This is a genomic window from Cohnella lubricantis, from assembly GCF_014212015.1.
GTDB classification, from domain to species: Bacteria; Bacillota; Bacilli; order Paenibacillales; family Paenibacillaceae; genus Cohnella; species Cohnella lubricantis.
On the sequence record NZ_JACJVN010000080.1, the window covers coordinates 1 to 13,281 of the forward strand.

General features: G+C 60.9%; 11 protein-coding genes and 1 pseudogene. 6 read left to right on the forward strand and 6 right to left on the reverse strand.

The genetic code is table 11. From position 1 onward, the window contains the following. The 3 genes and pseudogenes from rnr to H4Q31_RS18695 all read right to left on the reverse strand — a co-directional run. A partial coding sequence (gene rnr / locus H4Q31_RS18685) for a ribonuclease R (RefSeq protein WP_185180619.1) occupies positions 1–2,242 on the reverse strand: 2,242 nt, incomplete at its 3' end. 174 nt (positions 2,243–2,416) lie between these two features. Continuing rightward, entirely contained in the window at positions 2,417–2,653 is a 237-nt protein-coding gene (gene secG, locus H4Q31_RS18690) for a preprotein translocase subunit SecG (RefSeq protein ID WP_185180583.1), read from the reverse strand. An 83-nt stretch (positions 2,654–2,736) separates the two neighbouring features. After that, positions 2,737–3,725, reverse strand: a pseudogene (locus H4Q31_RS18695) (helix-turn-helix transcriptional regulator). Positions 3,726–3,824: 99 nt separating this feature from the next. On the opposite strand from H4Q31_RS18695, the gene H4Q31_RS18700 reads away from it, so the two are divergent. Further along, positions 3,825–5,015: an MFS transporter gene (locus tag H4Q31_RS18700; RefSeq protein ID WP_185180584.1), complete on the forward strand. Its 1,191-nt coding sequence runs from the start codon at positions 3,825–3,827 to the stop codon at positions 5,013–5,015. A gap of 452 nt (positions 5,016–5,467) precedes the next feature. Here H4Q31_RS18700 and H4Q31_RS18705 read toward each other — a convergent pair whose 3' ends face one another. Continuing rightward, positions 5,468–6,229, reverse strand: a complete 762-nt coding sequence (locus H4Q31_RS18705; protein ID WP_185180585.1) for a sugar phosphate isomerase/epimerase family protein — start codon at positions 6,227–6,229, stop codon at positions 5,468–5,470. Positions 6,230–6,434: 205 nt separating this feature from the next. Between H4Q31_RS18705 and H4Q31_RS18710 the strand changes: the two genes are divergently transcribed. The 5 genes from H4Q31_RS18710 to H4Q31_RS18730 all read left to right on the forward strand — a co-directional run bounded on the left by H4Q31_RS18710 (position 6,435) and on the right by H4Q31_RS18730 (position 11,056). Beyond that, positions 6,435–7,109: a response regulator transcription factor gene (locus H4Q31_RS18710; protein WP_185180586.1), complete on the forward strand. Its 675-nt coding sequence runs from the start codon at positions 6,435–6,437 to the stop codon at positions 7,107–7,109. Next, entirely contained in the window at positions 7,106–8,482 is a 1,377-nt protein-coding gene (locus tag H4Q31_RS18715; protein WP_185180587.1) for a HAMP domain-containing sensor histidine kinase, read from the forward strand. Before H4Q31_RS18710 ends, H4Q31_RS18715 begins: the two co-directional genes overlap by 4 nt. 184 nt (positions 8,483–8,666) lie before the next feature. Beyond that, positions 8,667–9,599, forward strand: coding sequence for an ABC transporter ATP-binding protein (locus H4Q31_RS18720; RefSeq protein WP_376698271.1), 933 nt, complete (start codon positions 8,667–8,669; stop codon positions 9,597–9,599). Continuing rightward, entirely contained in the window at positions 9,599–10,330 is a 732-nt protein-coding gene (locus H4Q31_RS18725; RefSeq protein ID WP_185180588.1) for an ABC transporter permease, read from the forward strand. The genes H4Q31_RS18720 and H4Q31_RS18725 overlap by 1 nt, the downstream gene beginning before the upstream one ends. After that, entirely contained in the window at positions 10,331–11,056 is a 726-nt protein-coding gene (locus H4Q31_RS18730) for an ABC transporter permease (protein ID WP_185180589.1), read from the forward strand. 36 nt (positions 11,057–11,092) lie between these two features. On the opposite strand, the gene H4Q31_RS18735 is transcribed toward H4Q31_RS18730, so the two are convergent. Both H4Q31_RS18735 and eno read right to left on the reverse strand, forming a co-directional pair. After that, positions 11,093–11,701 carry a C40 family peptidase gene (locus tag H4Q31_RS18735; protein WP_185180590.1) on the reverse strand — a complete coding sequence of 203 codons (609 nt, stop codon included), beginning with the start codon at positions 11,699–11,701 and terminating at the stop codon, positions 11,093–11,095. Between the two features lie 243 nt (positions 11,702–11,944). Beyond that, positions 11,945–13,237 (reverse strand): phosphopyruvate hydratase, encoded by a 1,293-nt coding sequence (gene eno, locus H4Q31_RS18740; protein ID WP_185180591.1) that lies wholly within the window; start codon positions 13,235–13,237, stop codon positions 11,945–11,947. Between the last annotated feature and the right edge of the window lie 44 nt (positions 13,238–13,281).

The window sequence follows — 13,281 nt, forward strand, 5'->3', positions numbered from 1 at the left end:
CGGCCGCATCGCTGCGGCGCCCGCGCTTGCCGCGCCGCCCGCCGCCGCCTGCGGCGCCAAAGCCGCCGCGGCCCTCAAGCCACTTGACCGGCCCGGCTCCGCGCGGGCGCATGTCCACCATCTCGAAGTCGATGGCGTATTCCGCCATATTGACGCGCGCTACGCGGATGCGAACCTCGTCGCCGATCCGGTACACCTTCGACGTCCGTTCGCCGATGAGCGCCATATGCAGCTCGTGGAAATGGTAGTAGTCGTCCGACATATCGCTAAGCCGGATCAGCCCTTCCACCGTATTGTCCAATTCCACGAACATGCCGAAGCCCGTCACGCCGCTGATGATGCCGTCGAATTCCTCGCCGATCTTATCGAGCATGAACTCAGCCTTCTTCAGCTTCGTCGTGTCCCGCTCCGCGTCAACGGCGATGCGTTCGCGCTCCGATGACTGCTGGGCGATGTCCGGCATGCGCGCGCCCAGCGCTTCCATCCGCGCCTCCGGCAGCATGCCGCCGTTCTCCAGCACCTCCCGAATGACCCGGTGAATGACCAAGTCCGGGTAGCGGCGAATCGGCGACGTGAAGTGCGTGTAGAATTCCGCAGCCAAGCCGAAGTGGCCCAGGCTCTGCGAATCGTACTTCGCCTGCTTCATCGAGCGCAGCATCATCGTGCTGAGCACAGTCTCTTCCTTCGTGTCCTTGATCTCCTCGAGAAGCGTCTGCAGCGCCTGCGGATGCACCGAGTTGCCTTTGCCCTTGATCGCATACCCGAAGTTCGCCGCGAACTGCATGAACGTCATCAGCTTCTCGCTGCTCGGCTCCTCGTGAATCCGATACACGAACGGCACCTTCAGCCAGTGGAAGTGCTCTGCCACCGTCTCGTTCGCCGCCAGCATGAACTCCTCGATGATCTGCTCCGCGATGGACCGCTCCCGCTTCACAATATCGACCGGCTTGCCCTCGCTGTCCACGATGACCTTCGACTCCTGGAAGTCGAAGTCGATCGCGCCGCGGCGCATTCGCATGCTGCGAAGCCCCATCGCCAGATCGCGCATCTGCTGGAACGTCTCCACGAGCGGCGCATAGCGTTCCATCAGCTCGGGATCCTCTTCCGTGAGGATCTTCCGGACATTCGTGTAGGTCATTCGTTCCGTCGTCTTAATGACGCTGGTGAAAATGTCATAGCGAACCCGCCGCATCGACTGCGGTTCGAACTCCATCTCGCACGACAGCGTCAGCCGGTCCACCTGCGGATTCAGCGAGCAGATGCCGTTTGACAGCCGGTGCGGCAGCATCGGAATGACGCGGTCGACCAGATACACGCTGCAGCCGCGGTTGTAGGCTTCTTGGTCCAGCTGCGACTTCTCGCGCACGTAATACCCGACGTCCGCGATATGCACGCCCAAGAGGTAGTTGCCGTTCGGCAGCCGCTCCACGTTCACCGCGTCGTCCAGATCCTTCGCATCCTCGCCGTCGATCGTCACGATCGTCTTGCCCCGCAGATCTCGGCGGCCTTGGGCGGCGATCTCTTCCTCCGAGATCGAATCCGGCGCCGCTTCGGCTTCCGCCATCACTTCTTCGGGGAAGCTCTCCGGCAAGCCGTGCTTGCGGATAATGCTCAAGATGTCGACGCCGGGATCGTCTTTATGACCGAGAATCTCAATGATTTCGCCTTCGGCCGCCGAGCGGCCTTCCGGATAATGAATAATGCTCGCGACGACCTTCTGGCCGCTCACCGCTCCGAGGAAGTTCTCGCGCCGAATGAACAGATCCTTGTTGATTCGCTTGTCGTCCGGGATCACGAAGCCGTAGCTCTCGTGATTCTCGAACTGCCCGACGATCTGCGTCACCGCACGCTTCACGATGCGCACGATCTCGCCTTCCAGCTTGCCGCTCTCGCTCTTCGACGTGACGCGCCCGAGGACGATGTCCCCGTTCATGGCGCTCTTCAGGTCGTTCGCGTGAATGTACAAGTCCGGATGGTCCGGCTCGTCCGGGATGAGGAAAGCAAATCCCTTCGGATGCGCCTGCAGCCGGCCTCTCAGCAGATTCATCCGCTCCGGCACGCCGTAGCGCTCCGTGCGGGTTCGCATGATTTTCCCCTCTTGTTCCAGCTCCGTCAGAAGCTTCAGGAAGTCTTTAAATTCAACGGCACCTTCGATGCCGAAGTGCTTCTCCAGCTCTTGGTACGTCATCGGCTTGTACGCGTTCTCGCGCATGAAGCCCAGCAGCTCCTGCTCCGTACACAATGCCACCCGCATCACCTCAATCCTGCTTCTAGTATATACGCTTTTGCTGCGCGGCAACCGGGATACCCGTCATGGCCGGTTAGGGAACAATTGCCTATGCACATGAAAAATTATCCAATCAGTTGACGTAAAAAAAGCGGGAAGCCGCCGCCTCCCGCTCTCGGTATTCGCTTATTAAGATTTAACGACCCATGCGACCACGAGCGCCAGTACGAAGAACCCGACAGCCAATGCGATCGTCATGCGCTGCAGGAACAGGTCCATGCCGCGAGCTTTCTGCTTGCCGAACAAGTGCTCAGCGCCGCCGGAGATGGCACCCGACAGACCCGCGCTCTTGCCGCGCTGCAACAGGACAACGCCGATCAGACCGAGCGAGAAAATAATCAGCAAAATTTTCAAAGCGATTTCCATTGCTTCCACCCCCCACAATAAACCGCGAAACCTGCAAGAACAGTATTCCTATTGTACCATACCCGCCAATGGGTGACAACCTCTTACAATTCTGTTCCAGGCAAGCGATATCGCTCGGCTAGAACGGCCAATTGCCGGCGAATCTCGGCTGCGAGCTCGGGCGGACTTTCCAGCGAGGCTTCTTCGCCAAGGCCGATGAAGAATTTGGCATAGAACGGGATGTCCCGCTTCGGCCAGCGGCCCTCCAGCCGGCCGGTCCCGTCCGGCCGCATATGCAAGCTGGAAGCGAGCCAGATCTCGCCTTCGCAGCGCTGCACGCCTTCTCGCGTCAGCTCTGCCCGGATGAAGAAGGTGTCGTCACCCGCTTCCTCCGCATCGGCCTGCGCGAAGGAGCGCCAGTTGCCGAGGTGGACGATCCGATCCGCCGCCAGCGGCTCGGCCGCACCGCCTGTCTCGACCGCGCTCGCCTCCAGAACTCGGTCGCAGCGGAACACGCGGTAATCCTCGCGGCTGAAGCAGTAGGCAGGGCAGTACCACAGCCCGCCGTTCGCATAGATGCCGACCGGCCGAATCTGACGGCAGGTGCGCTCGCGGCCGATTCGTATTCGATGGCCAGCGTCTTCCCATAGATCGCCGCGTCCAGCAGCACGGGAAGGAGCGGCGCTTCCCGCTTCCAAGGCGGCGTGATGAAGTCGACCCGATCCTTCATCGAATCGATCCGGTCGCGCAGGTCTCCCGGCAGGTGCAGGTAGAACTTGTTCAGCGCCGAGGACGATTCCGTCTCGAACGGGAGCGACACGTAGTGCCGCAGCGCGTGCACCGCGAAGAACATCGCCACCGCCTCTTCCTCGGTGAAGGCGATCGGCGGCAGCACCCGCTCGCGCACGACTTGGTAGCCGCCGTGCGGGCCCGGCTCCGCGTAGAGCGGCACGCCAAGCTCGCTTAGCTCCTGCAGATCGCGCATGATCGTCCGCGCCGAGACGCCGAACTCGTCCGCCAGCTCGCGCACCTTGAACCGCCGCTTGCGATTGACGGTCAGCATAAGCTCCATCAGGCGCTTTGATTTGGACATCACGTTCCTTCAACCTCATTTCCGAATCTATGACAAGAGTTGTCACCAATATGCGCTACAGTCAGAGCATAAGACATCGAATGGAGGATATCAATTGTTATGGCAACCTTTCGACTGACTGCCGTGTTCTTCCTCATTATGTTCGTGATCGGAACGGATACGTTCCTGATCTCGCCGCTGATCCCGACGCTTCAGAACGAGCTGAACGTACCGACCGGGAGCGCCGGCTGGATGATCGGCGCGTATACGCTCGGCTCGACAGTGCTTGCGCTCGTCTCCGGGCCGCTGTCCGACGGCATGAACCGCAAGCGCGTGCTGATCGCCGGATTAACTTGCTTCGCCATCTCGACTGCCCTGTGCGGTATCGCGACCGACTTCTGGACGATGTGCCTGTTCCGCTTGCTGGCCGGGATCAGCGCCGCGTTCACGACGCCGCAGGTGTGGGCCGGCGTGCCGACGCTGTTCCCGCCGGCGAAGATTCCGCGCATGATGGGTGTTATCTTCGCCGGACTCGCGGCTTCTCAGGCGCTCGGCGTACCGATCGGCAGCTTGCTGGCGACCGTGCATTGGTCCTTCCCCTTCTTCGCCATCGGCTTCATCTCGCTGCTTCTGGCGGTCTGCGCCCTGTTCGCGGTTCCCGACATGAAGCCGAGACCGGCGTCGGGGCTGCCCGCCTTGCTATTGGGGCGTTACATCCCCCTTGTGAAGAGCGGCCGGGCGAGAGGCGGCTTCCTTGGCTACTTCCTCATCCATCTGGGGAGCGCTTCGGCGTTCGCCTTCCTGGGCAAATGGATGGCCGACCGCTTCGGCCTCTCGGTAGGGGAGACGGGCTACGTGATCATCGGCCTCGGCCTTGGCAATCTGCTGGGCAGCCTGCTGAGCGGCTATGTCGTCAAGAAGCTGAACCCGCTCCGGACGACGACGGCAGCGCTTCTCTTCCTCGCCGCACTGTATGCCGCACTGCCGCATGCCGCTTCAGCCGGCCTAGTGTCCGCGATCTTCTTCATCCTGTTCGCCGTGCTCGGTGTTCTGTTCCCGCTGGTCGTGGCCATGCTGAACTCGCTGAACGCCCAGGTCCGGGGGACGATCTCGAGCTTGTCCACCTCCATGATGAATGGGGCGACGACCGCAGGCGCATGGATCGCCGGTATGCTGTACGCCGGATTCGGCGGCTACGAGAGCATCGGCCTCTTCTCCGCCGGCTGCTTCCTTGCTTCGTTAATCACGCTAATCATTAGCGGCATGATGCGTCCCGAAGCCAAAGAACGCGCCGAAGTCCAAGCCACTTAGGTGATTGCGGCATCTCCCTCTCGGCCCGCGGAATCGCGGCATCTATCCCCTCCGTCGAGGCTGACGCTATTGTTATTTGTACACTTATTTTGAGCTCAGACGGGCGTTAGGCGGCATCTTGTTGCAAATCTGCAACAATTCAAGAGCACCCCCCCCAACACCGGCCCTCCTCGGAAAAATAAGTGTACCCCGTACAACTAGACCGCCGAATGGGTAAGATCCAGCCTAATTAGTTGTAGCAAATACAACTAGCAGGCGCTCATGCAACCCAGTGGACACACACGCACTACCAAAGCGGCCTCAGCCCATAAGCCCCCCGCTGAGGTATGGGGATAAGCCCGTAAAAGTGCCCGAACCAGGACATCTCCCTCCAGCCGCCCCCGCAACGCACGAAAGCCCGGGGCGGGTCTCCCGCCTCGGGCTTCTTATGCGCTCGCGCATCGCGCTGCCGATTAGATCCAGCCGCGCTCCTTGAACCAAGCATAGTTCAGCTTCGCGCTCTCGAGTGAGCCTACGTCATATTGCTCCTGCTCGATGATGACATATTCGGTGCCGGACGCTTCACAGGCGGCCAGCGCAGCATCCCAATCGACCGAACCGCTGCCGATCTCTGTGTCCTGGCCGTCTTCCTTGAAGTCCTTCGCGTGAACGACAGGCACCCGCCCCGCGTACTTCTTCACGTAGGCGGCCGGATCTTCGCCGCCGACCCTCACCCAGCCGAGATCGAATTCCATGAACATCAGCTCGGGGGAGATGCGCGAGAGCAGCAGGTCGATCGCCGGCGTGCCGTTTACTTTTTGGAACTCGAATGCATGGTTGTGATAGCCGAACGCGAGGCCCCCTTCGGTGACGATCCGAGCCGCCTCTTCCAGCCGATCCGCCATACGGGCTACATCGTCCTCCGTCGGGTTGTCGCCCAGCGGGTAATAAGGCACGATATATCGCTTCAGTCCGAGCTCCTGCGCATATTCGAGCTGCCGCTTCACTTGCTCCGCTACCGGCTCCTGCGCATTCAAGCCAATATGCGCAGAAGGCGCGTTAAGCCCCGCGTCCGCCAGCGCCGCCTTCAATTCGCGTGCCGATACGTCGTAATAGCCCGCCAATTCTACGTTGCGATAGCCGATGCCGGCGATCTGCCGGATCGTGCCCAGATAGTCTTGCGCGCACAAATCCCGCACGGAATACATTTGAATGCCTACTTGAGGTTTAGCCATCGATCATGCACCACCTTATCCGATATGGCAATACTTCCTTATTATATCGGAATCGCTTTCAAGCAGGCATGGCTGATTTTGCCTTGTTCTTATGGCATGTTGGTCGGTGCCCCCGAAGACGCTGTTTAAACGAAATTTAACTTCCCTTAAGCGGAAGCGTTCCTCTATCATGGGATAGAACAAGTTTTGGAAGCGAGGTGTCCCTATGGCCAGAAGGGTGCTATATATCGAAGACGATGCCGACATCGGCAAGTGGGTGAAGGAAGATCTGGAGCGCCGCGGTTACGAGGTTGACTGGCTCGTCTCGGGCGAAGAGGCGGCGGCACGGGTCGCGCAGGCCGACCTGGTCGTGCTTGACGTGATGCTGCCTGGGCTCGACGGCTTCACGGTCGGGCGGCGGCTGAAGAAGGAAGCGCCGAACGTTCCGATTCTAATGCTGTCCGCCCGCACGGCGGTGGACGACAAGCTTCAGGGGCTGCAATTCGCGGACGACTACCTGACGAAGCCGTTCCATCCGGACGAACTGGCCGCGAGGCTGGAGGTGCTGCAGCGGCGGGCCGGCCTGTCCTCGGGCGAGCCGCTCGTATGCGCGCATCTGCTCATTCATCCGGAGCAGCAGCGTGTCGTCGACAGCCGCACGGGGGAGGAGATCTCCCTGACGGCGAAGCAGCTGCAAATTCTGTTCTACTTCCTTCGCAATCGCGGACAGATTCTGACGAAGGAGCAAATCTATGAAGCCGTGTGGGGCGAGCCCTACATGGACGGCGACAAGACCGTCAACGTGCACATCCGTTACTTGCGGGAGCGCATTGAGCTCGACCCGAGCGATCCTCGCATCATCGAGACGATCCGCGGCATCGGCTACCGGGTGCGGCCATGAAGCAGAAGAGACGGCGGCTTAGCCTGCGCAACTCGCTGCTCACCAAGTACTTCTTAATCGTCTTATCCGCGATGCTGATTCTCCCGATCGGCTTTCCAGCCATTCTGGTCGTCATGACGCTGCAAGCTCATGGAGGAGATCGCCTGGCAGACGGCGTTTACAACTCCAGCGCGCTAGAGAAGATGTGGCACGCCGAAGCCGCCAAGCTTGCTGATGCCTCGCCGGAGTCGGTCGACGAGGCACTGCGCCGGTTGAAGGAGCAGTATCCCAAAGCCGCGATGTTCTGGGTCGATCAGACGGGCGCAACGCGGCTCAAGCTGCCGCAGACGCTCGAATTGCCCTCCGAATGGAGCGTCCCCTATACGATCCAGTTCATGAAGGAGGCGTCGAGCGGCAGCGGCAATTATTCGGTCGTAGCCTTCCTCGGCGACCAGCCGGAGACCGGCAGCTTCATGACGCTTCAGATTCCGCGGTCGGAGATGCCGAAGGCGGGATCGCCGTTTAACGCCCGCTCTACCGCGATTCTATACTCGAGCCTCCTGGCTGTGCTCGGCTTGTTCTTGTTCATCTCGCTGCTCTTCTTCTATCGTATTCGCAAGCGGCTGGTTCGTCTGGAGACCGCCATGACGACGCCAGCCGAGACAGGCATCCCGTCGCCGGTCGCCGCGCAGCGGCTGGACGAGATCGGGCGGCTCGAGCATGCGTTCAACGACATGATCGCGAAGCTCGAGCGCAGCCGCGAACGCGAAGCGCAGGAAGAGGCGCTGCGGCGCGATCTGATCGCCAAGCTGTCGCACGACCTGCGTACGCCGCTCACCGCCATTCGCGGACACGCCTTCGGCCTGCAGCAGGAGGCCTTGAGCGAGAAGGGCCGCGAATCGCTCGCCCTGATCGATCGGAAGATTGATTCCTTGGGCCGGCTCATCGACAATCTGTTCTCGTTCACGCTGCTTGCCTCCGGCCAGTATCCTTACAAGCCGCAGCGCGTAGACATCGTCCGGATGGCAAGGACGCAATTGGCCGGCTGGTACCCCGCCTTCGAGCAGGAAGGCTTCGAGATTGACTCCGACCTGCCGGAGGAGGCCGTCTATTGGGAGGTCGATACGCAATGGCTGGAGCGCGTGCTGGACAACTACTTGCAGAACGTGCTGCGCCATGCGAAGTCGGGACGCTGCGTCGCGCTTCGCGTATTCGCCGAGGCCGGCGGGAGGATCGTCGTCGCCGACCGCGGGCCGGGCATGAACGCCGAATCGATGGAGAAGGGCGCGGGCATCGGCCTCTCCATCGCCGCGCTTATGCTCAAGGACATGAAGCTGCGCAGCGTCGTGCGGAGCGGGCCTCTGGGCACGGAAGTGCATATCAGCCGGCTCTGATCGTCATGGCCCGGCCAGCATCCCCCAGATTAAGCCCCCGCACCGGGGCTTTTTCTTTTGTTCGCCCCCATACTTTTCAAGCCATTCCATTTGTTCGGCCCCATACTTTTTAAACCAATCTTAACCTTGCCCCTCCCCTTGCTTTAAACTTGGCATTCTAAGATGGAGTACGAGGTGAAGAGAGATGACATTGACAATGAACACGGAACTAATATTAGAGACGCAAGGCTTAACGAAGAGATTAGGCGGCAAGCCGGTCGTGAACGGCGTTAATCTTCAGATCGGGCGCGGGGACATCTACGGCTTCCTCGGCCCGAACGGCGCGGGCAAGACGACGACGATCCGCATGCTGCTCGGACTGGCCCGGCCGACGAACGGCGCGATCCGCATCTTCGGCAAGGATATCCGCAAGGAGCGGCTGGCGATTCTGCGCAAGGTCGGCTCGCTCGTCGAATATCCGTCTTATTACGGCCACCTGAACGCGGTCGAGAATCTAGAGGCCGTCCGCCGTCTCCTCCCCGGCGTGCCGAAGTCGCGGATCGACGAGGTGCTGTCGATCGTGCGCCTGACGAATGACGCGCGCCGCGCGGTCAAAGGCTACTCGCTCGGCATGAAGCAGCGCCTCGGCATCGCCACCGCGCTCCTCGGCGACCCGGAGCTGCTCATTCTGGACGAACCCACCAACGGCCTCGACCCAGCGGGCATTCAGGAGATTCGCGAGCTCATCAAGAGCCTGCCGAAGACGAGCGGCGTGACGATCCTCATCTCCAGCCACTTGCTCTCTGAAGTCGAGCAGATGGCCACGCGGGTGGGCATTATCGCCAAAGGCAATCTCATCTATCAAGACAGCATCGAACGGCTGCGCGAGCAGGCGCAGGGCCGCATACGGCTCGGCGTGAGCGATCCCGAATCGGCCTGGCAGATGCTGCTCTCCTACGGCTATCCGGCGGAATGGGACCGTTCGAAGCTGACCGTCGGGCAGACTGACGACCGCACCGTCGCCAGCATCGTGTCGCGGCTCGTCAACCATCATTTTCAAGTGTATCGGGTGGAGGAGGAGCATGCGTCGCTGGAGAGCATCTTCCTCGAGATGACCGGATCGGAGGGGAGCCTGTAATGCTGCTGCGCATTCTCTCCTCCGAATTGCTGAAGATCCGCCGCAAGCTCATCTGGTTCCTCGTCGTGCTCGGCCCGCTCGGCGCCGTCGGCCTGCAGATCGTTAACTACGGCCTGCGCTGGGACTATCTGGTGCGTCCGGAGAAAGCGTCCGAACTGTGGAGCGACGCCATTCAAAGCGTTGAGAGCCTCGCGCTCCCCGCGCTGCTGATCGGCCTCGCCATTATCGCCTCCATGACAGCGGGTATCGAACATCAGATGAACGCTTGGAAAATGACGCTGGCGCTCCCGGTCAAGAAGCGCCACGTCTTCGCCGGCAAGTTCCTGCTGACCTCGCTGCTGCTGCTCGTCTCCTGTGTGCTGCTGGCTATCTTCACCTATATATTCGGCTCCGTTCTCAACTCCATGATCGGCCTTCACGGACCCGTGCCGTTCGGCGAGCTGCTGCGCGCTTCCTTCTATCCGTATCTGGCCGCCATGCCGCTCATCGCGCTGCAATCCTGGCTGTCCGTCACGATGCACAACCAGGCCGTGCCGCTGACCGTCGGCATCGTCGGCATGATCGTTACGATGTTCGGCGCCTACCGGTTCCCTGACTGGGTTCCCTACAAGTGGCCGGCGCTCGTGAACACCTGGCCCCATCCGCTCTATGCTGTCGGCGCCGGCCTCGCGCTCGGATCTATCGTGCTCCTGCTCGGCATGGGCGAGTTCGTTCGAAAGGATGTGAAGTAGATGATTCGCATGTTCCGCTCGGAATGGCTGAAGATCCGCCGTTCCGTCCTCTGGCTGCTCGCGGTCGTCAGTCCGCTGCTCGCCGGCTTGTTCGGCCTGTTCGGCGCCGAGAACGAAGGCGACTTCCCATGGCAGGAGGCGCTGTCCCTCATGTCCGTGCTGCACGCCATGCTGTTCCTGCCGCTATTGACCGGCGTATTCGCGGCTGTCGTCTGCCGCTACGAGCATGGCGGCGGCGGCTGGAAAGCGATGCTTGCCATGCCCGTGAAGCGAACGCACGTCTTCTGCGCCAAGTTCGCCGTCGTCATGCTTCTGCTGGCCTTGACGCAGCTGCTGCTCCTGGCCGCGCTGCTCATCGTCGGCTTCGCGCACGGCTTCACGAGCCCGATCCCGTGGCACGATCTGCTCGTCTCCTTCGGCGGAGGCTGGGTCGCCTGCCTGCCGCTCGCCGCCCTGCAGCTGTTCGTGTCCATCGCGTTCCAGAGCTTTGCCGCGCCGCTGGCAGTCAACGTCATCCTGACGCTGCCGAACATCATGGTCTTGAACTCGGCGAAGTACGCCCCGTATGATCCATGGGCGCAGCCGATGCTCGCCATGCTTCCGCGGGGCAGCATGGCTGCCAGCGCGCTTAACCTGTCGCTGGAGACGCTCTACCTCGTCGTGCTCGGCAGCTTCTGCGTCTTCTTCGCGGCGGGATTGACGTACTTCAACCGCAGAGCGGCATGACAATAGAGCAGTCCGGTTCCCCCGGACTGCTCCAGTTTATGCGGTGATCAAGCAAGACGCCGCAACGACCGATGCTTTTCGATCGCCTAGCAATGGGTAGTCATACAGGCAGCCTTCATAGATCTTCTCGAACACCGGGTGGCGGAAGAAGTCGTCAGGCGTGACCAGCGCCGCCGGCCGTTCCCAGAGCGGCATGCCAGATTGTGCCAGCGCCTCGGCTACGAATTGGGAGCAGAAGTAGGCGTTCTTGCGCTTGAAGTCGAGCCCCACCAGCACGCCCAGCAATCCGAATAGGTTATACCGATAATCCTCCCGATTCCGCTGGAACAGCTGCAGCACCCGAATCGCCTCCGCCCGCTGCTGCTTCGACACCCGCATGCGGAGCAGCACGCAGCGCGTGTTCGGGTAGCAGCTGTAAGTCCCCTCATAGACGTCCTCTTCGACGAAGCCGGCATCCCATGCGTTCGTCGGGCGCTTGCGGCCGAAGCTGTACAGTTGGTTCAATCCGGCATCGAGCGCCAGCGACGCATGATTATACGGCGCGGACGTGAACCGCTTGATCAGCGTCGTGAACAAAGTGCCGGTGTCCGTCAGCAGCACGTATATGCTGTTATCCGCATCCTCTATAGACTGAATCCGAGTCATGTCAATCACCTCGAATTTAGCTTATCAGACGCCGCGGATGGCGAGACCAATCCTCGGTTCTGGTTCGGATTAGACTTTAGTCGGGGAATAGCGCCGGATCTGTCGCCTATAGCGCTGCAACGATATGGACAACTAATCGCTATGAGGCGCCAGTTGCTGACACAGCAACCAGAGAGGGCGGTCCCCCAGGTCCAAGACCTATGGGAACCGCCCTCTTCTATGCCTATATGCTAAACGCAGCCCTTACTTGAACTTGCGCAGGTTGTAGAACGCGGACTTGCCGGCGTAGATCGCCGTGGAGCCCAGACGGTCTTCCAGACGGAGCAGCTGATTGTACTTCGCCACGCGATCCGTACGGGACGGAGCGCCCGTCTTGATCTGGCCAGCGTTCGTCGCAACCGCGATGTCGGCGATCGTGCTGTCTTCAGATTCGCCGGAACGGTGAGAGATAACGGCCGTGTAGCCGGCACGCTTCGCCATCTCGATCGCGTCGAACGTCTCGGTCAAGGAACCGATCTGGTTCACCTTCACGAGGATCGAGTTCGCGATCCCCTTGTCGATGCCGGTGGACAGGCGCTCGGTGTTGGTGACGAACAGGTCGTCGCCGACGAGCTGCACTTTGCCGCCCAGACGCTCGGTCAGCAGCTTCCAGCCTTCCCAGTCGTCTTCGGAGCAGCCGTCTTCGATCGTGATCAGCGGGTACTTGTTCACCCAGCTCTCGAGCAGGTCAACGAACTCGGCGGAGGTGAAGGACTTGCCTTCGCCTTCGAGGTGGTACTTGCCGTCCTTGTAGAACTCGGTGGAAGCGACGTCCATGCCCAGGAACACGTCGACGCCCGGCTTGTAGCCGGCTTTCTCGATCGCTTCGATGATCGTGGAGAGCGCTTCTTCGTTGGAGCCGAAGTTCGGCGCGAAGCCGCCTTCGTCGCCGACAGCCGTATTCAGGCCTTTCGCCTTCAGAACGGACTTCAGCGAGTGGAAGATCTCAGCGCCGGTACGAAGAGCTTCCTTGAATGTAGGAGCGCCGACCGGCAGCACCATGAATTCTTGCACGTCGACGTTGTTGTCGGCGTGAGCGCCGCCATTGACGATGTTCATCATCGGTACCGGCAGCGTCTTGGCGTTGAAGCCGCCCAGGTAAGCGGACAGCGGCATGTCGAGCGCATTGGCTGCAGCGCGGGCGACGGCGATGGAGACCGCAAGGATCGCGTTAGCGCCCAGCTTGCCCTTGTTCGGCGTGCCGTCCAGTTCGATCATCTTGCGGTCGATCGCCACTTGGTCCAGCGCGTCGTAGCCGATGATCTCAGGCGCGATGATGGCGTTGACGTTCTCGACTGCCTTCTCAACGCCCTTGCCCAGGTAACGATTCTTGTCGCCGTCGCGAAGCTCTACCGCTTCGTATGCGCCGGTGGAAGCGCCGGAAGGAACGATAGCGCTGCCGAAGCCGCCGGACTCGAGGGTAACTTCTACTTCAACGGTCGGATTGCCGCGGGAGTCGAGCACTTCACGAGCATAGATATCAGAGATGATCGTCATAAGTATACACTCCTTAATTATTAATCTGATTGAACCTTCATACG

Bases quoted from the DNA above. Each gene is read 5' to 3' on its own strand.
- H4Q31_RS18705 (WP_185180585.1), bottom strand. From the start codon at position 6,229: ATGGCTAAACCTCAAGTAGGCATTCAAATGTATTCCGTGCGGGATTTG.
- H4Q31_RS18735 (WP_185180590.1), bottom strand. From the start codon at position 11,701: ATGACTCGGATTCAGTCTATAGAGGATGCGGATAACAGCATATACGTG.
- H4Q31_RS18725 (WP_185180588.1), top strand. From the start codon at position 9,599: ATGCTGCTGCGCATTCTCTCCTCCGAATTGCTGAAGATCCGCCGCAAG.
- H4Q31_RS18715 (WP_185180587.1), top strand. From the start codon at position 7,106: ATGAAGCAGAAGAGACGGCGGCTTAGCCTGCGCAACTCGCTGCTCACC.
- H4Q31_RS18700 (WP_185180584.1), top strand. From the start codon at position 3,825: ATGGCAACCTTTCGACTGACTGCCGTGTTCTTCCTCATTATGTTCGTG.
- secG (WP_185180583.1), bottom strand. From the start codon at position 2,653: ATGGAAATCGCTTTGAAAATTTTGCTGATTATTTTCTCGCTCGGTCTG.
- H4Q31_RS18720 (WP_376698271.1), top strand. From the start codon at position 8,667: ATGACATTGACAATGAACACGGAACTAATATTAGAGACGCAAGGCTTA.
- eno (WP_185180591.1), bottom strand. From the start codon at position 13,237: ATGACGATCATCTCTGATATCTATGCTCGTGAAGTGCTCGACTCCCGC.
- H4Q31_RS18710 (WP_185180586.1), top strand. From the start codon at position 6,435: ATGGCCAGAAGGGTGCTATATATCGAAGACGATGCCGACATCGGCAAG.
- H4Q31_RS18730 (WP_185180589.1), top strand. From the start codon at position 10,331: ATGATTCGCATGTTCCGCTCGGAATGGCTGAAGATCCGCCGTTCCGTC.